Source organism: Streptomyces hokutonensis (assembly GCF_000376565.1).
GTDB lineage: Bacteria > Actinomycetota > Actinomycetes > Streptomycetales > Streptomycetaceae > Streptomyces > Streptomyces hokutonensis.
The window spans coordinates 68,404-93,117 of the sequence record NZ_BARG01000050.1; the positions used below are offsets into that span (position 1 = coordinate 68,404).

Consider the following 24,714-nt stretch of genomic DNA (forward strand, 5'->3'; position numbering starts at 1 on the left):
TTCTTTCTGCGAGTGGGGGCTACGGGTGGGGGAGGAACAGGTAGGCCAAGTAGGCCAGGGTGGCGGCCGTGAGCACCAGGGAGGTGACGAACAGGCCCGCCAGCAGCCGCCGTCCGTGTCCGATCGGTGGGGTCACCTTCGTCATGCCGGGGTGTACCTCTTCTCCGGTTCGGCGCCGGGTGCGCGGAGCGGGGCCGTCTTCAGGCCGGAGGCCGCCAGCAGCCACAACACCGGTTCCGCGGCCCGGCGTTGCTCGCTCTCCAGCGGTCCGGTGCCGGTGGCGGCCCGGGCGCTCACCGCCCAGTAGCGGGCCTCCCTGAAATCGTGCCCGAGGGCCCGGACCAGCCCGCCGAGCCCGATCTCCGCCAGCCAGGAGTCGACCCGCGCCCCCGGGACGGGCAGCGTGACCAGCCGGTCCAGGACGTCCCGCTTGGTGACGACGGTGGCCACGGACAGCCGTTTGCGGCGACCGGTCAGCGCGTTGAGCTCGCCGGTGAGCTTTTGGTACGTCTCCCAGGGACCCTGCGGGGAGGGGCGCGCATCCCCGGCCCGCTCGGTGTCCTCGGGGCCGAGCCGGCCGCGCACCTTGGGGTCGGCCAGCACATCGGCGACCAGGACCACACCGTCCGTGTGCTTCAAGTACTGCTGGGCGCGCATCCGTTCGGCGTCGCTCACCGACTCGCCCATCGGGTCGTAGAGATAGAGCAGCCGCCGCCGGCGCCCGCGGCTCACCGTCAGCATCAGTGCGCGGGGCTGGCCGCCGGTCGTCGCGTGGGCCCAACCGGTGCTGTTCAGCTCCTGGTTGAGGTCGTTGAAGGTGTGGCGGTCGTCGGCGGAGGCGTAGTCGACGCGCAGGTCGCCGTGGCGGGCCCAGGCGTGCAGGCCCTCGACCATGGCCGCCATCAGCATCGTCTTGCCCGAGGAGGTGCCGCCGACCAGCGGGGCGTGCACGACCCGGGTGGAGCCGGCCGTCTCGGGCAGCACCCGGTCGCAGTGCGGGCACAGGGCGGTCAGTCCGCCGCGCCCGGCGAGCCGGGTCGTGGGCAGCCGCTGCCCGCACGCGCAGTGGTGCCACAGCACGCCGTAGCGGCCGGGCCGCAGCGAACCGTGCGAGGCGCGGCAGCCGGGGCAGCGGTGCACGGCCAGCGGCACCGGCAAGTAGCAGCCGGGATAAGGGCACTTGACGCGAATGCCGTGGACCAGTGTCCGGCCGTACTCCACCCCGCGCAGCACCGGCACCGCCGTCGCACAGCCCAGCCACACCAGGCCGACCAGCAGGGCGAAGAACAGCAGCGACACACCGAGCAGGACGGTGGCGAGGGCCGCGCCGAGCAGCGCGCCGAGGAAGACACCCGGCGCCAGCAGGACGGCGTACCCGAAGCGGTTGACCGGTGCCCGGCCGCGCAGGCCCGACGGGTGCCGCCCCTGGAACAGGTTGCGGACGTTGCGGTGCAGCCACGGATCGGCGAACGCGGCCCATACGACCCGTATGCCGTAGCCGCCGGCCGATGCGGCGTCGACCCACAACTGCCGCCAGTAGTAGCCGGGACGGGCGGGTTCGGCGCCCGCGGCGATGTGCGGGACCCGCTGGTCGGCGCGGCCCGGCTGCCAGGGGCCGAGGCCCCGCCAGACGGCCCGCGCGCCGATCCACAGGAACACCCACAGCAGTCGGCCGAGACAGAGGCCGGCCGCGACGATCCCGGTCCACACGGCCAGGAGCAGCAGCGGCGAGAAGGCGGTCATCGGCGGCCTCCCCCGCTCGGCGGTTCCATGTCCCCGGACCACACACCGGGCTGGTCGGGGCGCCGTCCGCGACCGGACAGCCGTCCCGCGAGACGCCCCAGGGCGCCGGGGCGATTCCAGGCGCGGTACGCGTCGAGCTTGCCGCGGCCCGCGCGGCCGAGCGCCGACTCGACCTCGGTCAGGTCCTCGGCGGGCAGCACCCGCACGATCGGCCGCAGCACCTTCGTCAGCAGGGTCGTCCGGGTCTCGTCCCAGGCCGGATGGGTTCCGGGGAACGCGCTCCAGTCGCAGAACCGGGCGGCGACATACGCCGGCACGGTCCGCAACCGGTCGCCCACCCGGTCCGATCGGCCCGCCCGCTCGTACGCAGCGAGCAGCCGAGGTTCACCCGAACGGGCCAGCGCGTACAGCTCGTTCTCCGGTACGTCCCCGTCGAGCAGCCTCCGTGCGAGGGCCCGGAAGGCACGGTCGACGACCGGGTCCGGCACCGGTTCGGCGGCGCCGTCGCGCAGGTTCAGCACCCGGCGGACCCACTCCTCGCCCTCGCCCTCGGTGCCCAGCAGCCCGGTGAACTCCAGGAGGAGCAGCGCCGCCCGCTGCCCCGGCCGCAGCTCGGTGTTGAAACAGCGCAGCAGGTCGACCGCGAGGGCCGGTACGTCACGGTCGTCCCGGGGAGCGCCGAGTGCGGCCTCGATCAGCAGGTCCCGGGTGCCGGCCGCGCGGTGGGTGTCGGACCCCAGCTCGTTCAGCAGCAGGCTCGCCTCCTGGCCGGTGGGCAGCTCGCCGGGCCAGGTGAGTCGGAGGGCGGTGCGCAGTACGGTCGGGTCGGCGTGCGGCGAGACCCCGGCGGTGCGGACCACCTCGTGGAACCGCGCGAGCCGGTCGCCCGCCCGGGCGGGCGTGACGCACATCCGCAGATGCGGGAACCCGGGGTGCATCGCGACGGGCAGCCCGGAACCCGTCAACACCCCTGCCACGGCGGTCGGTTCGGCCACGGCCAGCGCGTTGAGCGACCCGAACAGCGCCACCCGCAGCCCGGGGTGCGCGTGCACCGCGTCGAGCAGCGCGGGCGGACAGCCCACGGCGGGACGGTCCGCGCCCGCGCGCGGCGCGACGGGATCCGGACGGCCGGGCACGGTGGGGTTGTGCGGTGACAGGCCGGACACGCGGGGGCCGTGCGTCGGTGGGTCGGGCACGTGGAGGTCGCGCGGTGGTGAGGAGGGCGTGCGAGGGCTGTGCGGTGGCGAGCCCGGCACGCGGGGCTCGTGCGTCGGCGGGTCGGGCAGCGGGTCGCCGCCCGTGCGGGGCCGCTGGTGCCCAGGTCGGTCTGTCGGCCCCGGCTGCCCCGGCGCACGGAGGTCCCGCGACCGCTTCCCGTCGCCGTCCGCCGCGGCCGGGTCCGCCGGCCGGCTCACCAGCTCCCGGGCCAACCGCCCGGCCAGGTCCGGCAGTTGGTCCTGACAGTCGATGTCGAGCAGATCGGCCACCCGCAGCAGGGCCAGCGGCCGTCCGGTGGGCGGCTCCTGCGGGTCCGCGAGCCCGGCCCGCAGCGTGGGCGCGAGATCGCGGGCCAGTTCGTCGTGCGCCCGGGGCGTCAGCGACCCGGCCCGCAGCATCGGCACCGGTCCCCGGCCGAGCACCGCCGACGCCAGCACCCGTGCGGCCAGCGGGGCCGACACCACGGTCGGCACCTGCCCGTCCAGCCGGGCCAACAGGGCGGCCAGCGCCGCCTGTTCGGCCTCGTCCGCCACCGCGCCCGGCGCGGGCAGCGGGCCGCCGCACAACCCGGCGACCAGTGCCGTCAGCGTCTCGTCCGACAGCGCGCCCGCGCCCTCGGCCGCCCAACGGGCCGCCGTCGCACGGGCGTCGGCCCGCAGCTCGATGCCCGCCGTCAGCGCGGTCACCGCCAACTGCCCCAGATCCTCGGGGTCGTTGTGGAACAGGTCGGCGCGGCCCGCGCGCCAGATCCGGGCGCACACCTCGGCCCAGGTGTCCGCGACCGGCCCGGACGGCTGCCGCCCGGTGCAGTCGTGCACCCGGTAGCGGTGGTCGTGGGCCACCGACTCCGAGGACGGCAGCGCGCCCACGATCTGCTGGCGGGCCTGCTGGGGACGGCGGGTGTACGTCGTGAAGGTGAGCCGGTGCGCCTGCTCCCGGGGCAGGACCGCGCAGGCCAGCGCGATCCACTGCGCCACATCGGCGCTGTCGTGCTCCACCACCACGAGCTGCCCGGCACCCGGGTCCGCCGCGACCGCCCGCAGATCGGCGAAGAACGGCGCGAGCCACCCCGCCCGGGACACCGCGAACGCGACCAGCGCCTCCTTGCGCAGCACCCCGGACGGTTCGATACGGTCCACCGGCTCGGGCCTGCCGTCCGGGGGAGTCGCGTCCGCCCAACGCGGCGACTCCCACGCGGTGATGGGCAGCGCGCCGTCCGGCAGCCGGGTGCCCGAGGGCAGATGGACGGCGTGCGCGTGGAAGTTCCCCCAGCGCCCGCTGTAGTCCGCGCCGATGTACACCGTGCGGCTCAACAGCCGTCCGCCGTCGGCCAGTTCGCTGAAGCTGAAGGCCTTCGGGAAGCCCTTGAGCTGTTCGGCGTCGGGCCGGGCCGGGCAGTCGCGCGGCGGCTCGTACCCGATGAGCTGCTCGGCCTCCCGCAGCAGCCCCTGCGGAACTCCCGCGCTGACCGCCGTGAACCGGAAGCCGGAGCCGTCGGGACCGGGCGGCGCCGAGGTGTAGTGCAGCTGGGCCAGGGTCACTTGACTCGCCCCTTCGCGGTGGTACGGACCGGCAGCACTCCGCGCAGCGCCAGCAGCCACAGCAGCGGATCCTCCACCCGCACCGGCTGCGGCCCCGACTTCGGCACGTCGGCGGGCGCGTCGGCGGGCGGCGGCGCACCCAGCGCCGAGAGCCCGAACATCGACAACCGCGCGAAGTCCAGCTCCAGTTGGCGCATCAGCGCGCCCGAGTCCCAGTCCGCCATCAGGGACCGGATCTCCTCGTGCACGGCGAGCCGGTCGTCCTCGTCGAACATGCCCTCCGGGTGCGGGGCGTTGCGCAGCACCGGCGAGTGCGGGTCGAGCAGCGGCTTGAGCATGTCCGTCTTCGTCACCGCGACCGCGATCGGCGTGGTCACCCGGCCGCGCGCGCCGCCCTTGCCGTGGGCGCGCAGCTGGGCGGCCAGGTCGGCGGCGATCTGCTGCGGCGGTGTCTCCACCGTGGGCAGCGGCGGGCCGTCCTGGAGCGGCAACCGGTCCCGTACGGAGCCCAGTTGCAGCGGGTCCACCAGGAGGACGATGCCGTCGGCCGCGCTGAGGTAGCGGGTGTAGCGGTCCATCGCCTCGGCGCCCGCGAGGTCCTCGCCCGCCGCGTCGAAGAAGACCAGGGTGGTGTGCCGGGTGCCGTTGCCGAGTCTGCTGCGGCGGGGCACGCTCAGCCGGTACAGGAGCGGGTCGTTGAAGCCGAGCGCCGCCGGGCGGGTCGCGTCGGGCAGCCGCAGCCGCTCGTACAGGTCCTCCGCCATCTCCCGGTCCCGCTGCTGCGTGGACTGCCCCATCGCCGCCAGTGAGGCGTGGTAGGCCTGCCCGACCCGCTGGTTCAACTCGTTGACCAGCACGGACACATAGGTGCTCTTGCCGGATGCCTTCGCGCCGACCAGCGCGATGATGCGGCTGTCCTGGTCGCAGTAGTCGCTGGGCAGGTCGCTGTGGCAGGACGCGCAGACGCGGACCGTGGTCGTCACCCCGCAGTCCGGGCAGGGCACGCTGCTGCCGGAGCCGGGCCGCAGCCCGGACGCCAGCGAGGCCATCCCGCGCGCCGGGGCGAACACCGGCCCCCGCAGCAGGGCCGCCGGATTGACCCCGGGGCCCACGAACCCGGCCCAGACGTCGTCCCGTTCGGGCCCGCAGGGCGAGCCCCCGCGCACTCCGTTCGGGGTCATCAGGCACCGGTAGGGCAGTTTGGCCGCCGAAGTGCGGGCGAAGCAGTAGGGGCAGATGACGGTCGTCATGGCTCAGCGCACCACCAGGGTCGCGGGGGACGGTTCTTCGAGTCGTACCGAGGCCGCGTGCTCGCCCAGCAGAAAGCCGCGCAGCGTGTACGGCGCCGGGCAGGGCGCGGCGGGCAACTCCCGCTCCACCGTGCCGAGTCGGAGCAGGTCGGTGCCGGGGATCCGCACCAGGGTCGTGCCGTCGGCCGCGCTCCGGGGCCGGAGCGTGCCGCTGCGCGCGACACACACGAACTCGGGGGCCTCGCGCTGCTCACCGTCCTCCGGCGCCGACAGGGTGACCCGCAGCAGGGGACGGCCCCGGCCGAGCAACCGGCGTGGCGGGCGCACCAGTTGATAGCCGACGGCGGTGTCCGGCGGCAGCAGTGTCTCGGCCGGGTCCGGTGCCACGACGACTGCTCCGGGCGCCTGCGGCACGGCGGCGGCCCGGATCCGTACGGCCCCCGGGCCCACGGACAGCCGCAGCCCACCGCGCCGGTAGGCGTGCGCGGTGACACTCCGCTCGCCGGTGTCCCAACTCACCCTGAGATGACCGGTGTCGTCGGGCCAGTCCAGGGTGACCTCAGCCTCCCCGCCCGGCAGCCGGCGGGCGTCGAGCCCGGTCACCGGGCGGAGCACCTCGACCTCGACCGTGGGACCGGCGAGCGCGCGCTCCCCGAGTACGGCCACGGCGGCGACCCGGAGACACCGGCCGGGCGGTGGACACAGCGCGCCGTCCCGTGCGGGCCAGCGGAGTTCGGCCGGCACGTCCCGGGTGCGCAGTTCGGCGCCGGGGGCCGGGGCCTCGCCGGGCCACTCCACCAGCCGGACGTCCGCGTCCTCGGCGCCGGTCCAGGCGAACCGTACGGCGCCGCCCTCGGGGCGGGCGGTGAGGGTACGGACCGGGGCGGGCCAGGGGTGGACGGTGCGGGTGGCGCGGACCCCGGGGGAGGTGACCGGCTGTCCGCCGGGGGTCCGGTAGTGGCAGACGACGCGGAGGGTGTGGGTGCCGGCCGGCAGGCCCTTCGCGGTGAACCCGCCCTCGCGGGCGCCCAGTTGCTCGACGGTGCCGTCCGGTCCGGTGAGCTCGACCGTGACGTCGGCGGCGCCGGGCGGTCTCTTCCAGGTGCCGTCGATGCGCTCCGGGCCGTCCGTCAGGGTGAGTTCGCCGACCTCCGGGGCGAGCAGCACCTGGTGCGACACGAGCGGCGGACCGTCCACGAGTCCGCCGGACAGAGGCAGGGCGGCGTAGCGGACCGTGCTCCCGAGCACGAGGGCGTCGTCGTGCGCGGAGACCTCCCGCACGGTCGGCGCCCCCTGGTCGTCGCGGTGCAGACACACCAGCCGCCAGCCGTCGTCGGCGCCCGACTCGTCCCAGGTCAACCGCACGTGATCCAGGCCGAGTTCGGCGTCCAGTGCCGCCCGCTCACCACGCCGGGGCCGGCCCACCCGCACCAGTCCGCGCAACGCCCGCCGGTCGTCGGCGACTTCACGCAGCGCCCGCAGATACTCCGCGCCCGCCGCTTCCGCGTCCCGCGCCTCCTCGGCCCGCCGCGCCGCGAGCAACGCCTCGTCGACCACCGCGAACCGCGCGGCCGACTCGGCGCGCAGGGACCGCAGAGCCGGGTCGTCGGTGCCCGCCGGCAGCCGTTCCAGCAGGGTGCGGACGCGGTGCAGCCGGTGGCGGTCCCGGGCCCCGGCGAGGGACTCGGCGGCCTGCCGTTCACGTTTGTCGAGGCGGGGCCGCAGCCGGGCCGCCGCCACCAGCCCGGCGACCTCGTCGGCGCACACCCCCAACTGGGCGGCCGCGCGCGGGCGTTCCTTCACAGGCTGGTCCTGCAGCAGCCCGATCAGCTGGTACAGCACGACCCGGCGCGGCGCCTGTGGATCGTGCCGGTACACCTCGGCCAGCAGCTGGGCGAGGTGGGCGCCCGGATCGGGGGCGCGGGCGAGGTCCTCCAGGAACGGGAGGTCCACCCGACGGCGACCGCGCCCGCCGGAGGGCACGTACAACCCGTCGAGGACACCCAGCCCGCCGACGCCCGTCGGCACCAGGACCTCGCCCAAGTGCCGTAAGCCGGCCGCGTGTTGGGCGGCGACGAGCTCGCCGTAGGACGCGACGAGCGGGCTCAGCGGCAGGCCGGACAGCGCCCGGGGCAGCCCCAAGTGATGCCCGAAGTCCCGACCCTTCACGTGTACTGCTCCCCCGCTAGCTCCGCGAGGAACTATCCCAGCAGATCCGGGGCCCAAGGGGGACCCTTTTTCGCGAATCCGGGCAGGTCGGGGCAGCCCTGTGCGTGCGGCTCGCGGAAAGGCCCCGGCGAGGGGGACCGGGTCGCGGTCCCCCTCGCCGGGGTGTGCGGAGCCGGGTCGGCTCCCGTCGCCCACGTCAGTTGATGCAGGCCATCCAGGCGGGGGCCAGGGCCCCCGGGGGGACGTAGAGGGCCGCGCAGGCGTGGCCGTTCTTCGTCGTCTTCTTGGTCACCTCGACGTACTGGTTCGGCTTGACCGTCGGGTACTTGTCGTTGTGCCAGGTCCTCTGGTTGGTGACCGTCAGCCGGGCGCTGTAGGTGCTGTTCGTCCAGTTCCTGACCGAGGCGACGAACTGGTTCGTCCTGGCGCCCGCGTTGCCCTTCTTGCGGTACGTGATGCAGACCCACACATCGTGGTTCTTGTCGCACTTCTGCGTCTTCAACGCCTTGGCGGCGGCCGTCGTGCTGCTCGTGGCGGCCAGGGCGGGCGAGGCCGTCGAGATGAGGGCCGTCATGGCGACGACTGTTGTTGCGATGGTCTTCAGACGCACTGAATTCATTCCTCCCGTTTGGTCGTGCACACTGATCATCTCGCGCAAATCAGGTCCACGACAAGGTAATTGAGGAGGAGTTGAGGTAAAGGAGATTGCTAAAGGGAAGGTAAATTCTGGCCGGTCGGCGGAACCGTCAGACCATGGCCGGATGCCGGTCCCGTGCCGCCGCCGCATAGCGGTCCAGCAGCAGGGCGGCCAGTTCCGGAGCGGGGCCGAGGACGTCCGCCAGCACGTCCGCGTCCGCCTCGGCCGCGCCCGCCGCGATGCGGTCCGGGAGCCGGCCGGGTGCGATGACGTACGGGGCGACAGCCACCCGGCGGATGCCCAGGGCGCGCAACTCGCGTACCGCGTCCTGGGTGCGGGGAAGGGCGGCGGAGGCGAACGCGGGCCGTACCGCGCACCAGCCGGTGCGCCGCCACTGTCGCGCGATGTCCGCGATCACCGCGATCGCCTCCGGGTCGGTCGACCCCGCCGAGGCCAGCACGATCCCCGTCGAGGACTTGTCGGCAGGCGTCAACCCGGCCTCGTGGAGCCGTCGTTCGAGGGCGGAGAGGAGCAGCGGCGACGGTCCCAGTACCTCCGCCTGCCGGATCCTGAGCCGTGGCGGTGCGCCCGCGAGGACCGCGGGGATGTCCGCCTTCGCGTGGAACGCTCGGGTCAGGAGAAGGGGCAGGGCGACGACGTCCCGCACGCCCTCCGCCGACAGGGACTCCAACACCCCTTGCACGGAAGGGGCGTTGAAGTCCAGGAAGCCGACCTCCACGCGCAGCCCGGGCCGCCGCGACCGTACCCGCCGGACGAGGGCGTGGACGGTCGCGGCGTGCCGCGGATCGCGGCTGCCGTGGGCGACGACGAGGAGAACGGGCCTTTCATGCATGGGCGTCAGCTCTTCACCAGCAGACCCCGGCTGCGCAGCACCCAGCGCTCCACCGGGCTGAAGAGCAGCAGATCGATGGCGATACCGACGAACAGGATCAGGACGATCGCCTCGAACACCATCGCCATGTCGCTGGCGGTCCGGCCGTTCTCCAGCAACTGGCCCAGCCCCACGCCGAGATCGGGGAAGTTCGCGATGATCTCCGCGGCCATCAGGGAGCGCCACGAGAACGCCCAGCCCTGCTTCAGGCCCGCCACATACCCGGGGAGCGCGGCGGGCAGCGTGACGTGCCAGATGCCCTTGACGCCGGTCGCGCCCATCGTGCGGCCCGCCCGCAGGAACAGCGGCGGCACCTGGTCGACGCCGGACACCAGGCCGTTGGCGATCGAGGGGACCGCGCCGAGCAGGATCACCGTGTACATCATCGAGTTGTTCAGACCCAGCCAGATCACGGCCGGCGGCACCCACGCCACCGAAGGCAGCGACTGGAGGCCGGACAGGATCGGGCCGATCGCCGCGCGCACGAACTTCACCCGGGCCACGACCAGGCCCAGCGGGGTGCCGATCAGCAGGGCGAAGAAGAAGCCCAGCAGACCGCGCGAGACGCTGGTCCAGATGTAGCCGAGCAGATCGCCCTTCAGCCAGGCGTCCTTGAACTCCCCGCCCACGGCGCTCGGCGAGGGCAGCTTGCTCGGGTCGTCGACGATCGGGGTCAGGATCACCCAGACGACCATCACCACGGCGAGCGCGACGATCGGCGGGAAGATCTTGTTGACGAACGTCTGCCGGAAGGTCGGACGGCTGGTGACGACCAGGTCCAGGGCGTCCAGACCGGCCTCCACGGAGACGATCTGGCCGAGGGTGCCGGCCGCCGACTCCCCGGTCGACTCCGTCGTCCTCGTCTCACTGCTGGCCATGACGGCGGATCTCCCCACGCAGTACATCGGTGATCTCAAGGGACAGTTCGGCCACGGGCGCGTCCTCGATACGGCGCGGCTGCGGAATGTCGACCGTCCACTCGCGGGCGATCCGGCCGGGCCGGGAGGACAGCAGGATCACCCGCTGGGCGAGCCGTACCGCCTCCCGCACGTTGTGCGTGACGAAGAGGACGGAGAGCCCCGTCTCACCCCAGATACGGGTCAGTTCGTCGTGCAGGACGTCCCGCGTGATGGCGTCCAGCGCCGCGAACGGCTCGTCCATCAGCAGGATGCGGCTCTCCTGGGCGAGCGCGCGGGCCATGGCGACGCGCTGGCGCATACCGCCGGACAGCTCGTGCACCCGCTTGCCGTACGAGCCCTGAAGCCGGACCAGTTCGAGCAGTTCCTCGGTCCGGCCGCGCCGCTGGTCCTTCGGAACTCCCCTGAGTTTCAGGGCGAGTTCGATGTTCTTGCCGGCCGTGAGCCAGGGGAACAGGGCGTGCTCCTGGAACATCAGCGCCGGACGGCCGTCCGTGGTGATGGACCCGGTGGAGGGCCTGTCGAGGCCCGCCACCAGGTTCAGCAGGGTGGACTTGCCGCAGCCCGAGGCCCCCAGGAGGGTGACGAACTCGCCGGGAGCGACATCGATGGTGATGTCGTCCAGGACGAGCTGCTGCCCACCCGGCGTCGCGAAGGACTTCGAGACATGCTCAAGGCGTGCCGCGTACTCGACCGCCGCGGTGGTCTCCTTGGCGAGGGTCGTGGCCATGGTCGTCACCTCCTGGGAAGTCATCGGGCTCCTCCGATCAGCTCGTGCCGAGGCCGGCGGCGTCGACGGTGCTGTCGCCGTCCGCCTTGAGGACCTTGTTGAGGAGCGTCAGGTCGTAGATGCCGCTCAGGTCGGGCTTCGCCAGCAGACCCGCCTTCACCGCGTGCTCCGCCTCGGTGTTGAGGGTGGCGGCCAGCGGGTCGTTGGTGAACTGGATCGAACTCCACGCCGGGTCCAGGACGTTGGCGGGAAGCGCCTTGCCGGAGTCGGCCTCCAGCTGCTTGTTCGCCGCGGCCTTCGCCTCGGTCGGGTTGGCGTTGATCCACTTGTTGGCCGCGACCGAGCCCTTCAGGACCGCCTCGACGACCTTCGGGTGCTCCTTGAGGAAGCTCTGCCGGACGATGATGTTCGTGATCACGAACTTCTTGTCGGGCCACAGCGTCGACTCGTCGAGCAGTACCTTGCCGCCCTCGGCGACCAGCTTCGACGCGGTCGGCTCCGGCACCCACGCGCCGTCGATCGAACCGGCCTTGAAGGCGTCCGGGGTGATCTTGTTGTCGGTGCGGACGACGGTGACGTCACCCTTGCCGCTCTGCGCGTCGACCTTCCAGCCCTGGTCCGCGATCCAGTTGAGGAACGCCACGTCCTGCGTGTTGCCCAGCTGGGGCGTCGCGATCTTCTTGCCCTTGACGTCCTTCAGGGACTTGATCTTCTTCGGGTTGACGACCAGCTTCACCCCGCCGGACGCCGAACCGCCGATGATCTTCAGGCTCTTGCCGTTGGACTTGGTGTAGCCGTTGATCGCCGGGGAGGGGCCGATCCAGCCGATGTCGATGGAGTTCGAGTTGAGCGCCTCGATCTCGGACGGTCCGGCGTTGAAGGTCGCGTACTCGGCCTTGGTGGCGCCCAGTTCCTTCTGGAACAGACCCTGCTCACGGCCGACGAGCGCGGTCCCGTGGGTCAGGTTGCCGAAGTAGCCGATCTTCACGGAGGCGAGACCGTCGATCTTGGAGGACCCGGCGGCGACCTTCTCCTTGGAGTTGGTGTCCTTGGAGTCCGACCCGTAGCCGCAGGCGGCGAGGGTGAGCAGGGGGAGCGCGGCGACCACGGCTATGCCGCGGCGCAGAAGTGTTGAGCGGTTGGCAGGCACGGGAGGTGTTCCTCTCGTTGGCCCGGCGGTCACGGTCTCAGTTCGTGGCCGGGAGGTCGGCAGGTCTTCGTTTTCGTCGCGTCCGGGACGGCGGGTGGGGGGACGGGGCGCGCAGGCAGTGCGCGTACGTCAGCCCGCACATCGCGCCACTCCGCCCTGCCCGCTGCCGAGGGCGCCGCTGCCGACGCGGCCGCCCTCCTTCGCGAACGTGGAGTAGAAGTCCCTGGACGTCATGTCAGAAGTCCCAACCGTCGTCGTCCGTACCGTCCTTGACGGGCTCCGGTGCCGCGAACGACTCGCCGACCATGCCGGCGGTCAGCGTGGTGCCGTCCGCCGGGTCGATCAGGATGAACGATCCGGTACGGCGCGAGTCCGCGTACGAGTCCACCGGCAGCGGCTCCGCGGTGCGGATCTTCACGCGGCCGATGTCGTTGGCGACGAGCTGTCCCGGGTGCGGGTGCAGGGACAGGTCGTCGAGTGTGAGGCGGGACGGGATGTCCTTCACGATCGCCTTGACCGTGCGGGTGCCGTGCTTCAGGAGGACCCGGTGGCCCACGGTCAGCGGCTGGTCCGCGACATGGCAGACGGTCGCCTCGATGTCCTGCGTGGTCGCCGGGGCGTCCTTGCTGGGCACGATCAGGTCGCCGCGCGAGATGTCGATGTCGTCCTCGAGGAGGACGGTCACCGACTGCGTGGTCCACGCGGTGTTGACCGGCTTGCCGAGCAGGTCGATGCCGGAGATCCTCGTGGCCCGCCCGGACGGCAGCACGGTCACCGCCTCGCCCACCCGGAACGTACCGGCCGCGATCTGGCCCGCGTACCCCCGGTAGTCCGGCAGGTCGGCGCTCTGCGGCCGGATCACGTACTGCACGGGCAGCCGCGCGTGGCAGTGGCTCAGGTCGTGGGCGACCGGTACCGACTCCAGGTGCTCCAGGAACGTGGGCCCGCCGTACCAGTCCATGTGCGCGGACGGCTCCACCACGTTGTCCCCGGCCAGCGCCGAGATCGGGATCGCGGTGATCTCCGGGACGCCCAGCTCGCTCGCGTACGCCGTGAACTCCTCGGCGATCGCCGCGAACACGGACTCCTTGTACTCGACGAGGTCCATCTTGTTGACCGCGAGCACCACGTGCGGCACCCGCAGCAGCGCGGCGATCGCCGCGTGCCGCCGGGTCTGCTCGACGACACCGTTGCGGGCGTCGACGAGGATCACCGTCAGCTCGGCCGTGGAGGCACCCGTCACCATGTTGCGGGTGTACTGCACGTGGCCGGGCGTGTCGGCGAGGATGAACCGGCGCCGGGGCGTGGCGAAGTACCGGTACGCCACGTCGATGGTGATGCCCTGTTCGCGTTCGGCGCGCAGGCCGTCGGTGAGCAGCGCGAGGTCGGGCGCGTCCTGCCCGCGATCGGCCGAAACCCGCTGCACTGCCTCCAGTTGGTCGGTGAGGACCGACTTGGAGTCGTGCAACAGCCGTCCTACGAGCGTGGACTTGCCGTCGTCGACCGAACCGGCCGTCGCGAACCGCAGGAGGGTCGTTTCGGTGAGTTCCGTGATGGTGCTCATGGTTAGAAGTACCCCTCGCGCTTGCGGTCTTCCATCGCGGCCTCGGACAGCTTGTCGTCGGCACGCGTGGCGCCCCGCTCGGTCAGCCGGGAGGCCGCGATCTCGGTGATGACCTGCTCCAGCGTCACCGCGTCCGAGTCCACGGCACCGGTGCACGACATGTCACCGACGGTCCGGTACCGGATGAGCCGCTTCTCCACGGTCTCGTCCGCCTTCGGCCCGCCCCACTCACCGGCGGTCAGCCACATGCCGCCCCGGTTGAAGACCTCACGCTCGTGCGCGAAGTAGATCTGCGGAAGCTCGATGCCCTCGCGGGCGATGTACTGCCAGACGTCCAGCTCGGTCCAGTTGGACAGCGGGAACACCCGGACGTGCTCGCCGGCCGCGTGCCGCCCGTTGTAGAGGTTCCACAGCTCGGGCCGCTGGCGCCGGGGGTCCCACTGAGAGAACTCGTCCCGCAGCGAGAACACCCGCTCCTTCGCCCGTGCCTTCTCCTCGTCCCTGCGCCCGCCGCCGAAGACCGCGTCGAACTTCTCGGCCTGGATCTTCTCGGTCAGCGGCAGGGTCTGGAGCGGGTTGCGGGTCCCGTCGGGCCGTTCGCGCAGCACACCGCGGTCGATGTAGTCCTGTACGGAGGCCACATGCAACCGCAGCCCGTGCTTCTCGACCGTGCGGTCCCGGTACTCAAGCACCTCGGGGAAGTTGTGTCCCGTGTCCACATGGAGCAGCGAGAAAGGAACCGGCGCCGGAGCGAACGCCTTCAGCGCCAGATGCAGCATGACGATCGAGTCCTTGCCGCCGGAGAAGAGAATCACCGGCCGCTCGAACTCACCCGCCACCTCACGGAAGATGTGCACCGCCTCGGACTCCAGAGCGTCCAGGTGCGAGAGGGCGTACGGCGTGTCCGTACCCTCGTCGGTCTTGGCGACGGTCGCCGTCATGCCAGTCCCCTCTCGGTGAGCAGCGCGTGGAGTGCCGCTGCCGACTCCTGCACGGTCTGGTGCTGCGACTCGATCCGCAGATCCGGCGACTCGGGCTCCTCGTACGGGTCGTCGACCCCGGTGAGCCCGGTCAGTTCACCGGCGGCCTGCTTGGCGTAGAGACCCTTCACATCGCGTGCGGAGCACACGTCGACCGGGGTCGCCACATGCACCTCGATGTACGCGGCACCGCTCTCCTGGTGCCGCTTGCGGACGGCCTCGCGGCTGTCGGTGTACGGCGCGATGACCGGGACGAGCGCCTTGACGCCGTTGCGGGCGAGCAGCTCGGCGAGGAAGCCGATGCGCTGCACGTTCGTGTGCCGGTCCTCGCGGCTGAAACCGAGGCCCGCCGAGATGAACTCGCGGATCTCGTCGCCGTCGAGCACCTCGACGAGGTGGCCCTCCTCGCGCAGCCGGCCGGCCAGCTCGTACGCGATGGTGGTCTTGCCGGCACTCGGCAGACCCGTGAGCCAGACGGTGGCTCCGGTCGTCACGTGCAACTCCTTCTCGGTGATGGTCATTCGTGCAGCCCGCACTCGGTCTTCCCGCGCCCCGCCCAGCGGCCGGCGCGCGCGTCCTCGCCCGCGAGGACCCGGCGGGTGCAGGGCGCGCAGCCGACGGACGCGTAGCCGTCCATCAGCAACGGGTTGGTGAGGACGCCGTGCTCGGCCACATACGCGTCCACGTCGTCCTGGGTCCAGCGGGCGATGGGGGAGATCTTGACCTTCCGGCGCTTCTCGTCCCAGCCGACGACCGGGGTGTTCGCCCGGGTCGGGGACTCGTCGCGGCGCAGTCCGGTCGCCCAGGCCGCGTACTTGGTGAGGCCCTGCTCCAGCGGCTGGACCTTGCGCAGCTTGCAGCACAGGTCCGGGTCGCGGTCGTGCAGCTTGGGGCCGTACTCGGCGTCCTGCTCGGCGACGGTCTGGCGCGGGGTGAGCGTGATGACGTTGACGTCCATCACGGCCTCGACCGCGTCACGGGTGCCGATGGTCTCGGGGAAGTGGTAGCCGGTGTCGAGGAACACCACGTCGACGCCGGGCATCGCGCGGGAGGCGAGGTGGGCGACCACCGCGTCCTCCATCGAGGAGGTCACGCAGAACTGCTTGCCGAAGGTCTGCACCGCCCACTGGAGGATCTCCAGCGCGGAGGCGTCCTCCAGGTCGCGGCCCGCCTGCTCGGCGAGGGCTTTCAAGTCGTCGGTGGGGCGCGCCTTCTGAGTCGTCGTCATTTCTGTTCTCCCCCTGCGTCGGTCTGCGTCAGACCCCGGGCGAGGAGCCCGAGGAACTTCAGCTGAAAGGCCCGATTGCATGCCGCGCATTCCCATGCGCCATGGCCCTGCTCGTTGGGACGCAGGTCCTCGTCGCCGCAGTAGGGGCAGTAGAAGGGGGCGGCGCGCTCGCTCACGACAGCGACTCCTCGCTGGCGCGCGTGGCCCAGGTGGCGAAGCGCTCGCCGTCCTCGCGCTCCTGCTGGAACCGGGTGAGGACCCGCTCGACGTAGTCGGGCAGCTCCTCCGAAGTGACCTTCAGGCCACGGACCTTGCGGCCGAAGCCGGCCTCCAGACCGAGGGCGCCGCCGAGGTGCACCTGGAAGCCCTCGACCTGCTCGCCCTTGTCGTTGAGGACCAACTGGCCCTTGAGACCGATGTCCGCGACCTGGATACGGGCGCAGGCGTTCGGGCAGCCGTTGATGTTGATGGTGATCGGCTCGTCGAACTCCGGGATGCGGCGCTCCAGTTCGTCGATGAGCGTGATGCCGCGCTGCTTGGTCTCGACGATCGCGAGCTTGCAGTACTCGATGCCGGTGCAGGCCATGGTGCCGCGCCGGAACGGGGAGGGCTTCGCGGTGAGGCCCAGCGCCTCCAGGCCCTCCACCAGCGAGTCGATCCGGCTCTCCTCGACGTCGAGCACGATCATCTTCTGCTCGACGGTCGTACGCAGCCGGCCCGAGCCGTGCGCCTGCGCCAGCTCGGCGATCTTCGTGAGCGTGGTGCCGTCGACACGGCCGACACGCGGCGCGAAACCGACGTAGAAGAGGCCGTCCTGCTGGCGGTGGACGCCGACGTGGTCGCGCCAGCGCTGGACGGGCTGCGCGGGGGCGGGGCCGTCGACGAGCTTGCGCTTGAGGTACTCGTCCTCCAGGACCTGGCGGAACTTCTCCTGGCCCCAGTCGGCGACGAGGAACTTCAGGCGGGCGCGGGTGCGCAGCCGCCGGTAGCCGTAGTCGCGGAAGATGCCGATCACGCCGGCCCAGACGTCCGGGACCTCGTCCAGCGGGACCCAGGCGCCGAGCCGGACGCCGATCTTCGGGTTGGTGGACAGACCGCCGCCGACCCACAGGTCGAAACCGGGGCCGTGCTCGGGGTGGTTGACGCCGACGAACGCGATGTCGTTGATCTCGTGCGCGACGTCCAGGAGCGGGGATCCTGAGATCGCCGTCTTGAACTTGCGCGGGAGGTTGGAGAATTCCTTGGTGCCGATGTACAGGCGGTGGATCTCGTCGATGGCCGAGGTGCCGTCGATGATCTCGTCCTCGGCGATACCGGCGACCGGGGAGCCGAGGATGGTGCGGGGCGTGTCGCCGCAGGCCTCGGTAGTGGAGAGACCGACCGCCTCCAGGCGGTTCCAGATCTCGGGCACGTCCTCGATGCGGATCCAGTGGTACTGCACGTTCTGCCGGTCGGTGAGGTCGGCCGTGCCGCGCGCGAACTCCTGCGAGATCTCGCCGATCACCCGCAGCTGGTCCGTGGTCAGCCGGCCGCCGTCGATGCGGACGCGCAGCATGAAGTACTTGTCGTCCAGCTCCTCCGGCTCCAGGATCGCCGTCTTGCCGCCGTCGATCCCGGGCTTGCGCTGGGTGTACAGCCCCCACCAGCGCATACGGCCGCGCAGGTCGTTCGGGTCGATGGAGTCGAAGCCGCGCTTGGAGTAGATCGTCTCAATGCGTGTCCGCACATTGAGACCGTCGTCGTCCTTCTTGAACTGCTCGTTGCCGTTGAGCGGAGTGAAGTGTCCGGCGGCCCACTGACCCTCACCGCGGTGACGGCTCACCTTGCGGCGGGGCGCTGCGGATGCAGGGTTCTCGGGGGTGGCGGCCATGGTTCTACGTCCTCCGGGACAGGCGGGTGATCGGCTCTGACCTGCGCGTACGGGCGCATGCGGGCATACGTGCGCGTCTTTGCGCAGGGTGGGGCAGATACGGGAAATCCGGGGGGTTGCGGCTCGGCTAGCCCGCCGGACAGATGGCGCTGGACATGCGGCCGAGGTCGACGTGCCGCCGACTCACCAAGGCAATCCCAGTTCCAGACATGACGGAAGCGTGTCACGGCGATCTGGACACAGTCCAGCTTCGTCCGTCATGCGGACACCCTGGTCTCGATATGTGAGACGAGGGTGTCGTCAGTCACATGACGTGCGCGCGGTCTTGTCGGCGCAGGTCAGACCGGGTAGGCCCCCGGCCACGGGCCCGGCGTGGTCACCAGCGCCACCTCCTCGACCTGGGTGTCGAAGAGCTTGAAGCCCCGGCGCTGGTAGTTGTCCATCGCGTGCACCCCGTCCAGGCTGCAGGTATGCACCCAGACCCGCCGGGTGGGCGCCCGTCCCGGCCAGCGGTCCGCGAGGTCCCAGGCGCGGGCGGTGCCGTAGGAGAGGAGGTGGCCGCCGAGGCGTCGGCCGCGGAAGGCGGGGATCAGTCCGAAGTAGGCGATCTCGACGACGCCGTCCTCGTGCGCGGCCAGTTCTGTGTAGCCGGCGGGAGTGCCCCGGTCGTACACGACCCAGGTCTCCGTGCCCGGCCGGTCCAGGTGCTCCTGCCACTGTGCGAACGTCCAGCCGAGCCGGTCGATCCAGAGGATGTCCCCGCCCACGGACGCGTACAGAAAGCGGCTGAGCTCGGGGGAGGGCACCTCGGCGCGGACGATCCGCACGTCTCCGTCCGGCGCGATGGCCGGGAGGAGGTCGCGCGGGTCGGTCTGCTCCAGGGACCAGGTGGTCACGGGGGTGTTCGTCATGCCCGTCAGGGAATCATCCGGCCGGGGGATCTGTCGATCAGTGGATCAATCGAGGGAGCGGTCGATCGAGGTCAGCGGCAGAGCGAACAGCATCCGGCCGGACACCGACCAGACCTCGCCCGTTTCCTGCCAGTAGGAGAGGGAGCCGGTCCCCGCGCTCCAGCACTGATGCGTCTCGTCGGCCCCGCACTCGGTGGCCTGCGCGTCCTTCGCGTCCTGCCGCCACAGCGAGCCGTGTCCGCTCTGCTCCCCGGCCGCGCCGCCCAGGTACCAGGAGGCGCCGCTCGCGAGCACGCCCCCGACGCCGGGAACCTTCGTCGCGTACGCCTCCTCGGGCACCGCGCGCCCCGCCGAGTCCGTGGCGAGCAGCCCCGGCCGCGCCGGATCGAGGCTGAAGGGATAGCGCCACAGCAGCTTCCCGCCGCTCGCGACCAGGCTGTCCGGAACCGTGCCGCGGTCCAGCGAGAGACCTACGGGCCCGGTGGCGGAGCTGCCACCGGTCAGCCGGTACGACCCGATCGCCGGCAGTACGTACCGGTACCCGGCGGCCGACCAGCCCTCGCGCACCCGGCCGACCGCGGAGGCCGTCACCGTGGCGCGCTGGATGCGGTTCATGTCGTACACGTACAAAGCGTCGCGGTTCCCGCCGCTGGTGGTGACCAGGAGCTTGTCCTGGTACCAGACCATGCCGGAGACCTTGGAGACGAGCCCGCGGTAGTCGCGCCCGCCGTCGGTCGGTACCGCGAGGAGGGCCCAGGTGTAGGTGAGATTCGCGGGGTCGCCGGCGTTCACGAAGGCGACCTTGGCCAGGCCGCGGCTGTTCGCGCTCCAGCCGGAGAGGATCACGCGGTTCGAGCCCCACCAGCCGTCCTCGTCGGCGTCGCCCGAGGTCGTCACCGAGCGCGGGGTCCACGCCGGGTCGGCCGCGTCGCCGCTGTCCCAGCAGTACGCGCGGGTCGCCGCCGGTTCGACGGGCAGCGCCGCCTTCTCGTCCGTGGTGCAGTCGGCGGCGTCGCGGAGTGTGTGGTCGGCGCTCTTCAGCACGGTGTCGACGCCCACCGGACGTCCCATCGCGGAGGCCAGCCGGTCCAGCGACCGCTGCGGCTCCAGTCTCTCCCGCAGCTCCAGCTTCCCCAGCTCGGAAGCCGAGGTGAGCGGCTTCAGCGCCCCGGGATCGGAACTCACCGTCGCCTGCGAGGCACTGATCATCGTCGCGGCGGCGGTCAGGCCGAGCGCGGCCCCGGCCAGCGCCGCACGCAGCGCCCTGCCCCGCTTGCGCCGGCGATGTCGCCCACGTGCACCCATAAGTGTCCTCCCGGAGCGAGCCAACTGCGCCTGGTGATCCGTGCGTTGACCAGGGAGCAGGTGGGGTGGCCCGTAGAGGGATGCTACGGCAGTCAAGGCCGCCCCATGGGCAAGACCCTGCAATTATGCGGAAGATGCCGCTCGACGTGTCTTTTGCGCCACCTGTCCGCCAGGGCCTGTCCGGCGGATCAAGTCGCAGGAAGGAAACGGCGAGTGATCAGAACCGGTGAGCGGGGCTTGGCGCGTGCAGCTGCAAGGCGGAGGAGGGCGCCGACGCGATGGGGGTCCCCGGTCGCGGAGCCGGGACTGGGGGAGTCGGCAACCGACGACAACGCCGCAGATGGGCGTGCCGAGCCCCGCGTCTGCGGCATGATCCGCCGGACAGGCCCTACGGCGCCGGGACCGGCCTGCGCCCCCTGACCACCGCCGGTGCCGTCGAGTACGGCAGCAACTCCCGCGGGTCGTCCGGGAGCACCACCTCGACCTCCGCGTCCTCGCAGAAGCGGTACGGCCGGTGCTCCAGGAACGCCCCGAGATAGCGCCGTACCCGTGACATCTCGGCGCGTACCGTCACCGTGCGGCCCGGGTCGCCGAACATGTCCTCGGCCAGGCCCGCCGCGCTGCGGCCGGTGCGGTGCAGGGCCAGGAGGTAGAGCAACTCGGCGTGCCGGGGGCTGAGTTCATGGGTCCAGGAGCCCGCGCAGCCGGACACCGTCACCGACCAGCGGCGCGGCAGCGCGAGGTCGAGGACGATCCGGGTGGCGGCGCGCGGCCCCGGTTCGTCGGCGACGCGCACCAACCAGCCCCCGGCCAGCGGCTCCAGCGAGCACAGCCCGAGCGAGGGCAGCCAACGACGGCCCGCCGAGGGCGACTTGGGCAACGCGATCCGCTTCACGTACGGCATTCCGGTCACCGCGGCGGTCCAGCCGTCCCGGTCCACCACCAGGGCCTGGCCGGCCAGCCGGGGCAGGATCGGCGCCGCCACCGCGCGCAGCCGCTCCAGCGAGGTCATGTGCAGTTCGCGCAGCCGCGCCTCGGCGAGTTTCGCCACCGAGTCGACCCAGGCGAGGGTCGCCGGATGCAGGGTCTCCAGCGGACCGCTGACATCGACGACACCGATCAGCCGGCCGTCCCGGGGGTCGGTGATCGGGGCTCCCGCGCAGGTGAACGCTGCCAGCGCGCGCGAGAGATGCTCGGCGGCGAAGACCTGCACGGGCCGCCGGACGACCGCCGGGGTGCCCACGCCGTTCGGGCCGATGACGTCCTCGCGCCAGTCCGTGCCGACCTCGATGCCGACCTCGTCGGCCTTGCGCAGCACGGCCGCGCTGCCCTCGCGCCACAGCGCGCGGCCCTCGTCGTCCGCGATCAGCACGATGTGGTGGGCGGCGTCCGCGACCGACACCAGGCCCTCCCGCAGCACCGGCAGGACGTGCCGCAACGGGCTTGTGCCGCGCCGCCGTTCGACCTCCTCGCGGGAGAGCAGCCCGGTGCGCAGATCGTGGTCGGGGTGGGTCCCGCCGCGTAACGCGCGCTCCCAGGACTCCTCGATCACCGGGCGCGGAGGGGTGCGGGCGCGCTGTCCGGAGAGCGTGCCGTGCCGGGCGTCGCCGAGCATCCGTGCCGTCCGGGCCGCGTCGGCGGTGGCGTGCTGTGTCGGGGCGCCCGGCGGGTTCACCATGGGTCCTTCTCTCCGGTCCCGTATCGACTGTTGTTCTCATAGTGCCGCCCCGCGGTGACGGAGGGAGACACTCCGGACACAGTGGCCACCAAGTTGCAACCCTCTGCAACCCTGGTGAACGGCCGTACGGTGTCTGAAACTTGTCCCACGCTGCGAGGGTGGTGCCGTGTCGGCGCAGCACCACCCTCGCGTTGTGCCCTTGCTCGTTCAGGCCGTCGGCCGGGCGCGTTCCACGATCGACGTCAGGTCCAGGCTCGGCGGCAGGGTCCCGAAGGTGGCGCCCCAGTCGCCGCCCAGCCGGGACGCGCAGAACGCGTCGGCGACCTCGGGCGGCGCGTACTGGACCAACAGCGCACCCTGGAGTACGAGGGCGATCCGCTCGACCAGGCGCCGGGCGCGGCCCTCGATGCCGTCCAGGTCGGCGAGTTCGACGAGCAGGTTCTTCATCGCGCCGTCCAGCCGGTGATCGGCGCCGCGCACCCGGCCGACCTCGACGAGGAAGGCGTTCAGCGCCTGCGGCTCGCGCTGCAACGCCCGCAGTACGTCGAGGGCCTGGATGTTCCCGGCGCCCTCCCAGACCGAGTTGAGCGGTGACTCCCGTACCAGGCGCGGGAGTCCGGACTCCTCCACGTATCCGTTGCCACCCAGGCACTCGGCGGCCTCGACCGCGACCGTCGAACAGCGTTTGGTCACCCAGTACTTGGCGGCCGGCACCGCCAACCGCAGGAACGCCAGCTCCTGTTCACCGCCGTCGTCGTAGGCGGCGGCGAGTCTGAGCCCGAGCGTGGTCGCCGCCTCCGACTCCAGGGCGAGGTCGGCCAGCACATTGCGCATCAGCGGCTTGTCGAGGAGCCTGCCGCCGAACGCCTCACGGTGACTGGTGTGGTGGACGGCCTGCGCGACGGCCTGCCGCATCAGACCGGCCGAGCCGAGCACACAGTCGAGCCGGGTCGCCGCGACCATCCCGATGATGGTCCGCACCCCGTCCCCCTCGTCCCCGACCCGGCGCGCCCAGGTCCCGTCGAACTCGACCTCGGCGGAGGCGTTCGACCGGTTGCCCAGCTTGTCCTTGAGCCGCTGGAGGAGGAACACGTTGCGGGTGCCGTCCGCCAGCACCCGGGGCACGAGGAAGCAGGTGAGCCCGCCGGGCGCCTGCGCCAGCACCAGGAAACCGTCGGACATGGGCGCCGAGCAGAACCACTTGTGGCCGGTCAGCCCGTACGTCCCGTCCTCGGCGAGCGGTGTCGCGGCCGTCGTGTTGGCGCGGACGTCGCTGCCGCCCTGCTTCTCCGTCATGCCCATCCCGAAGACCGCCCCGGCCTTGAGGTGGGCGGGCCGCAGCTCACGGTCGTAGACCATGGACGTCAGCCGGGGCTCCCACTCGGCGGCGAGCGCGGGGTCGGCGCGCAGGGCGGGCACCGCCGCGTGGGTCATCGACAGGGGGCAGCCGTTGCCGGCCTCGACCTGTGTCCAGACCAGGAATCCGGCGGCCCGCCTGACATGTCCGGCCGGGCGGTGCCAGGCGTTGGTCAGTCCCGCCGCCACGCCCTTGCCGAGCAGCCGGTGCCAGGCCGGATGGAACTCGACCTCGTCGATCCGGTTGCCGAAACGGTCGTGGGTGCGCAGGCCCGGGGGGTTGGCGTTGGCCTGCGCACCCCACTCCTGCACCTGGGCCGAGCCGGCGGCGCGGCCCAGGGCGGAGAGGTCGTCCCGTACCTCGGTGCGGAGTCCGGGCGGCGTGTGCCGCTCGACCGCCGAGGTCAGGACGCGGTCGGCGCCGAAGACGTCGTACCCGACCAGTGGGGGAGGCTGGTTCGTCACGGTGTGGGTGCTGCGTGCCATGGCTGGAACCTACCCGTGCGGACGGCGGTGGTCCGGATCTCCGCGGTGAAACGGCCACCGCCGCCGCCGTCAGGCCGACTGGGACATGGCCGCCAGTATCTCGGTCCCCGCTGCCTCCTCCTCGAGCCAGCCCGTGCGGTACACGGTGTCCAGATAGCGTTCGCCCAGGTCAGGGGCGATCGCCACGGCGGTCGGGCCGTGCCGTCGGTCCGGCCAGCCGTTCCGGGCGAGCCACTGTCCCGCCCCGCTGACGACCGTGCCGGTGGACCCGCCGAACAGGAAGCCCCGCGCGGCCAGCCGGCGGCAGGTCTGGACGGTGTCCGTCTCCTCGACATGGATCACGTCGTCGACGTACGACTCGTCGAGGAAGGGCGAGCCCACGCTGGTGCCGAGCCCCGGGATCATCCGGGGTCCCGCCTCCCCGCCGAAGGTGACCGAGCCGACGGCGTCCACGGCGACGATCCGCACCCGGCGCCGCCACTGCCAGAACCAGCGCGCGCAGCCCATCAGGGTCCCGGTGGTGCCGGCCCCCACGAACAGCACGTCCAGCTGCGGGAACCGGCGGGCGATGGCGGGTGCCGTGGTGCGGTAGTGCGCCCGCCAATTCCCTTGGTTGGTGTACTGGTTGAGCCATACGTACCGCTCGTCCGAGGCGCACAGCGCCCGCACGTACGCGATCCGGGCCCCCAGGAAACCGCCGTGCCCGTCCGGCTGGTCGATGATGTGCACCCGGCTGCCCAGCGTCTCCATCAGCCGCACCGTCGGCAGGTTGCACCGTCTGTCGGTCACACACAGGAACCCGTAGCCGCGGCTCGCCGCGATCACGCTCAGGGCCACCCCCAGGTTCCCGGACGACGACTCGACCAGCACCGAGCCGGGCCGCAGGACGCCGTCCCGCTCGGCGGCGTCCACCATCTCGGTGGCGGCCTTCAGTTTGATCGAGCCGGCGAAGTTGAACCCCTCGCATTTCAGGTAGAGCGGCAGCCCCAGTGAGGCCCGCAGATCGACGTACAACTCGTCCTCGTTGAACTCCGAGGGATCGGAGATCACAGCCATGTATTTCCCCCCTTGTGGTGCGCCACGATCGCC

At 72.0% G+C, this 24,714-nt stretch carries 22 protein-coding genes; all 22 read right to left on the minus strand.

Translation table 11 applies throughout. The features are described from left to right. Positions 1-19 precede the first annotated feature (19 nt). Positions 20-145 carry a hypothetical protein gene (locus SSP08S_RS64260; protein WP_019071483.1) on the minus strand — a complete coding sequence of 42 codons (126 nt, stop codon included), beginning with the start codon at positions 143-145 and terminating at the stop codon, positions 20-22. Then, positions 142-1,743 (minus strand): TRAFAC clade GTPase domain-containing protein, encoded by a 1,602-nt coding sequence (locus SSP08S_RS30690; RefSeq protein ID WP_019071484.1) that lies wholly within the window; start codon positions 1,741-1,743, stop codon positions 142-144. The genes SSP08S_RS64260 and SSP08S_RS30690 overlap by 4 nt, the downstream gene beginning before the upstream one ends. After that, entirely contained in the window at positions 1,740-4,502 is a 2,763-nt protein-coding gene (locus SSP08S_RS30695) for a GTPase-associated protein 1-related protein (protein WP_019071485.1), read from the minus strand. The genes SSP08S_RS30690 and SSP08S_RS30695 overlap by 4 nt, the downstream gene beginning before the upstream one ends. Beyond that, positions 4,499-5,752, minus strand: a complete 1,254-nt coding sequence (locus SSP08S_RS30700; RefSeq protein ID WP_019071486.1) for a TRAFAC clade GTPase domain-containing protein — start codon at positions 5,750-5,752, stop codon at positions 4,499-4,501. Before SSP08S_RS30700 ends, SSP08S_RS30695 begins: the two co-directional genes overlap by 4 nt. Before the next feature lie 3 nt (positions 5,753-5,755). Next, complete coding sequence (locus SSP08S_RS30705) at positions 5,756-7,921, minus strand: hypothetical protein (RefSeq protein ID WP_019071487.1); 2,166 nt, start codon at positions 7,919-7,921, stop codon at positions 5,756-5,758. Positions 7,922-8,117: 196 nt separating this feature from the next. Continuing rightward, positions 8,118-8,495, minus strand: a complete 378-nt coding sequence (locus SSP08S_RS30710) for a hypothetical protein (protein ID WP_158697227.1) — start codon at positions 8,493-8,495, stop codon at positions 8,118-8,120. A 172-nt stretch (positions 8,496-8,667) separates the two neighbouring features. Next, positions 8,668-9,411 (minus strand): sirohydrochlorin chelatase, encoded by a 744-nt coding sequence (locus SSP08S_RS30715; protein WP_019071489.1) that lies wholly within the window; start codon positions 9,409-9,411, stop codon positions 8,668-8,670. A gap of 5 nt (positions 9,412-9,416) precedes the next feature. Continuing rightward, positions 9,417-10,328: an ABC transporter permease gene (locus tag SSP08S_RS30720; protein ID WP_019071490.1), complete on the minus strand. Its 912-nt coding sequence runs from the start codon at positions 10,326-10,328 to the stop codon at positions 9,417-9,419. Beyond that, positions 10,315-11,097 carry an ABC transporter ATP-binding protein gene (locus SSP08S_RS30725; RefSeq protein WP_026178970.1) on the minus strand — a complete coding sequence of 261 codons (783 nt, stop codon included), beginning with the start codon at positions 11,095-11,097 and terminating at the stop codon, positions 10,315-10,317. The genes SSP08S_RS30720 and SSP08S_RS30725 overlap by 14 nt, the downstream gene beginning before the upstream one ends. 37 nt (positions 11,098-11,134) lie before the next feature. After that, the gene (locus SSP08S_RS30730; RefSeq protein WP_019071492.1) at positions 11,135-12,247 is read right to left on the minus strand and encodes an aliphatic sulfonate ABC transporter substrate-binding protein; all 1,113 of its coding nucleotides are present in this window, start codon (positions 12,245-12,247) and stop codon (positions 11,135-11,137) included. 235 nt (positions 12,248-12,482) lie between these two features. Further along, positions 12,483-13,811 carry a sulfate adenylyltransferase subunit 1 gene (locus SSP08S_RS30740; RefSeq protein WP_019071494.1) on the minus strand — a complete coding sequence of 443 codons (1,329 nt, stop codon included), beginning with the start codon at positions 13,809-13,811 and terminating at the stop codon, positions 12,483-12,485. 2 nt (positions 13,812-13,813) lie between these two features. Continuing rightward, the gene (gene cysD, locus SSP08S_RS30745; protein WP_019071495.1) at positions 13,814-14,752 is read right to left on the minus strand and encodes a sulfate adenylyltransferase subunit CysD; all 939 of its coding nucleotides are present in this window, start codon (positions 14,750-14,752) and stop codon (positions 13,814-13,816) included. Next, positions 14,749-15,285: an adenylyl-sulfate kinase gene (gene cysC, locus SSP08S_RS30750; RefSeq protein ID WP_026178971.1), complete on the minus strand. Its 537-nt coding sequence runs from the start codon at positions 15,283-15,285 to the stop codon at positions 14,749-14,751. Before cysC ends, cysD begins: the two co-directional genes overlap by 4 nt. Positions 15,286-15,308: 23 nt before the next feature. Further along, a complete protein-coding gene (locus SSP08S_RS30755) occupies positions 15,309-16,019 on the minus strand; it encodes a phosphoadenylyl-sulfate reductase (RefSeq protein WP_019071497.1) in 711 nt (236 codons plus the stop codon). Continuing rightward, positions 16,016-16,195: a hypothetical protein gene (locus tag SSP08S_RS30760; RefSeq protein ID WP_019071498.1), complete on the minus strand. Its 180-nt coding sequence runs from the start codon at positions 16,193-16,195 to the stop codon at positions 16,016-16,018. The genes SSP08S_RS30755 and SSP08S_RS30760 overlap by 4 nt, the downstream gene beginning before the upstream one ends. Next, the gene (locus tag SSP08S_RS30765; protein WP_019071499.1) at positions 16,192-17,889 is read right to left on the minus strand and encodes a nitrite/sulfite reductase; all 1,698 of its coding nucleotides are present in this window, start codon (positions 17,887-17,889) and stop codon (positions 16,192-16,194) included. The genes SSP08S_RS30760 and SSP08S_RS30765 overlap by 4 nt, the downstream gene beginning before the upstream one ends. A gap of 127 nt (positions 17,890-18,016) precedes the next feature. Then, a complete protein-coding gene (locus SSP08S_RS64565; protein ID WP_309500612.1) occupies positions 18,017-18,100 on the minus strand; it encodes a putative leader peptide in 84 nt (27 codons plus the stop codon). 127 nt (positions 18,101-18,227) lie between these two features. Then, positions 18,228-18,800 (minus strand): GNAT family N-acetyltransferase, encoded by a 573-nt coding sequence (locus tag SSP08S_RS30770; protein WP_019071500.1) that lies wholly within the window; start codon positions 18,798-18,800, stop codon positions 18,228-18,230. Between the two features lie 45 nt (positions 18,801-18,845). Then, entirely contained in the window at positions 18,846-20,105 is a 1,260-nt protein-coding gene (locus SSP08S_RS30775; protein WP_019071501.1) for a hypothetical protein, read from the minus strand. 388 nt (positions 20,106-20,493) lie between these two features. Then, positions 20,494-21,783: a GAF domain-containing protein gene (locus SSP08S_RS30780; RefSeq protein WP_019071502.1), complete on the minus strand. Its 1,290-nt coding sequence runs from the start codon at positions 21,781-21,783 to the stop codon at positions 20,494-20,496. Positions 21,784-21,990: 207 nt separating this feature from the next. Beyond that, complete coding sequence (locus SSP08S_RS30785; protein ID WP_019071503.1) at positions 21,991-23,625, minus strand: acyl-CoA dehydrogenase family protein; 1,635 nt, start codon at positions 23,623-23,625, stop codon at positions 21,991-21,993. A 69-nt stretch (positions 23,626-23,694) separates the two neighbouring features. Then, positions 23,695-24,681 (minus strand): 2,3-diaminopropionate biosynthesis protein SbnA, encoded by a 987-nt coding sequence (gene sbnA, locus SSP08S_RS30790; RefSeq protein ID WP_019071504.1) that lies wholly within the window; start codon positions 24,679-24,681, stop codon positions 23,695-23,697. Positions 24,682-24,714 lie beyond the last annotated feature (33 nt).

What these genes read in the sequence shown, in the direction of transcription:
- SSP08S_RS64260 (WP_019071483.1), bottom strand. Translation starts at nt 145, where the DNA reads ATGACGAAGGTGACCCCACCGATCGGACACGGACGGCGGCTGCTGGCG.
- SSP08S_RS30690 (WP_019071484.1), bottom strand. Translation starts at nt 1,743, where the DNA reads ATGACCGCCTTCTCGCCGCTGCTGCTCCTGGCCGTGTGGACCGGGATC.
- SSP08S_RS30700 (WP_019071486.1), bottom strand. Translation starts at nt 5,752, where the DNA reads ATGACGACCGTCATCTGCCCCTACTGCTTCGCCCGCACTTCGGCGGCC.
- SSP08S_RS30710 (WP_158697227.1), bottom strand. Translation starts at nt 8,495, where the DNA reads ATGACGGCCCTCATCTCGACGGCCTCGCCCGCCCTGGCCGCCACGAGC.
- SSP08S_RS30715 (WP_019071489.1), bottom strand. Translation starts at nt 9,411, where the DNA reads ATGCATGAAAGGCCCGTTCTCCTCGTCGTCGCCCACGGCAGCCGCGAT.
- SSP08S_RS30720 (WP_019071490.1), bottom strand. Translation starts at nt 10,328, where the DNA reads ATGGCCAGCAGTGAGACGAGGACGACGGAGTCGACCGGGGAGTCGGCG.
- SSP08S_RS30725 (WP_026178970.1), bottom strand. Translation starts at nt 11,097, where the DNA reads ATGGCCACGACCCTCGCCAAGGAGACCACCGCGGCGGTCGAGTACGCG.
- SSP08S_RS30740 (WP_019071494.1), bottom strand. Translation starts at nt 13,811, where the DNA reads ATGAGCACCATCACGGAACTCACCGAAACGACCCTCCTGCGGTTCGCG.
- cysD (WP_019071495.1), bottom strand. Translation starts at nt 14,752, where the DNA reads ATGACGGCGACCGTCGCCAAGACCGACGAGGGTACGGACACGCCGTAC.
- SSP08S_RS30755 (WP_019071497.1), bottom strand. Translation starts at nt 16,019, where the DNA reads ATGACGACGACTCAGAAGGCGCGCCCCACCGACGACTTGAAAGCCCTC.
- SSP08S_RS30765 (WP_019071499.1), bottom strand. Translation starts at nt 17,889, where the DNA reads ATGGCCGCCACCCCCGAGAACCCTGCATCCGCAGCGCCCCGCCGCAAG.
- SSP08S_RS64565 (WP_309500612.1), bottom strand. Translation starts at nt 18,100, where the DNA reads ATGTCTGGAACTGGGATTGCCTTGGTGAGTCGGCGGCACGTCGACCTC.
- SSP08S_RS30770 (WP_019071500.1), bottom strand. Translation starts at nt 18,800, where the DNA reads ATGACGAACACCCCCGTGACCACCTGGTCCCTGGAGCAGACCGACCCG.
- SSP08S_RS30775 (WP_019071501.1), bottom strand. Translation starts at nt 20,105, where the DNA reads ATGGGTGCACGTGGGCGACATCGCCGGCGCAAGCGGGGCAGGGCGCTG.
- SSP08S_RS30780 (WP_019071502.1), bottom strand. Translation starts at nt 21,783, where the DNA reads ATGGTGAACCCGCCGGGCGCCCCGACACAGCACGCCACCGCCGACGCG.
- SSP08S_RS30785 (WP_019071503.1), bottom strand. Translation starts at nt 23,625, where the DNA reads ATGGCACGCAGCACCCACACCGTGACGAACCAGCCTCCCCCACTGGTC.
- sbnA (WP_019071504.1), bottom strand. Translation starts at nt 24,681, where the DNA reads ATGGCTGTGATCTCCGATCCCTCGGAGTTCAACGAGGACGAGTTGTAC.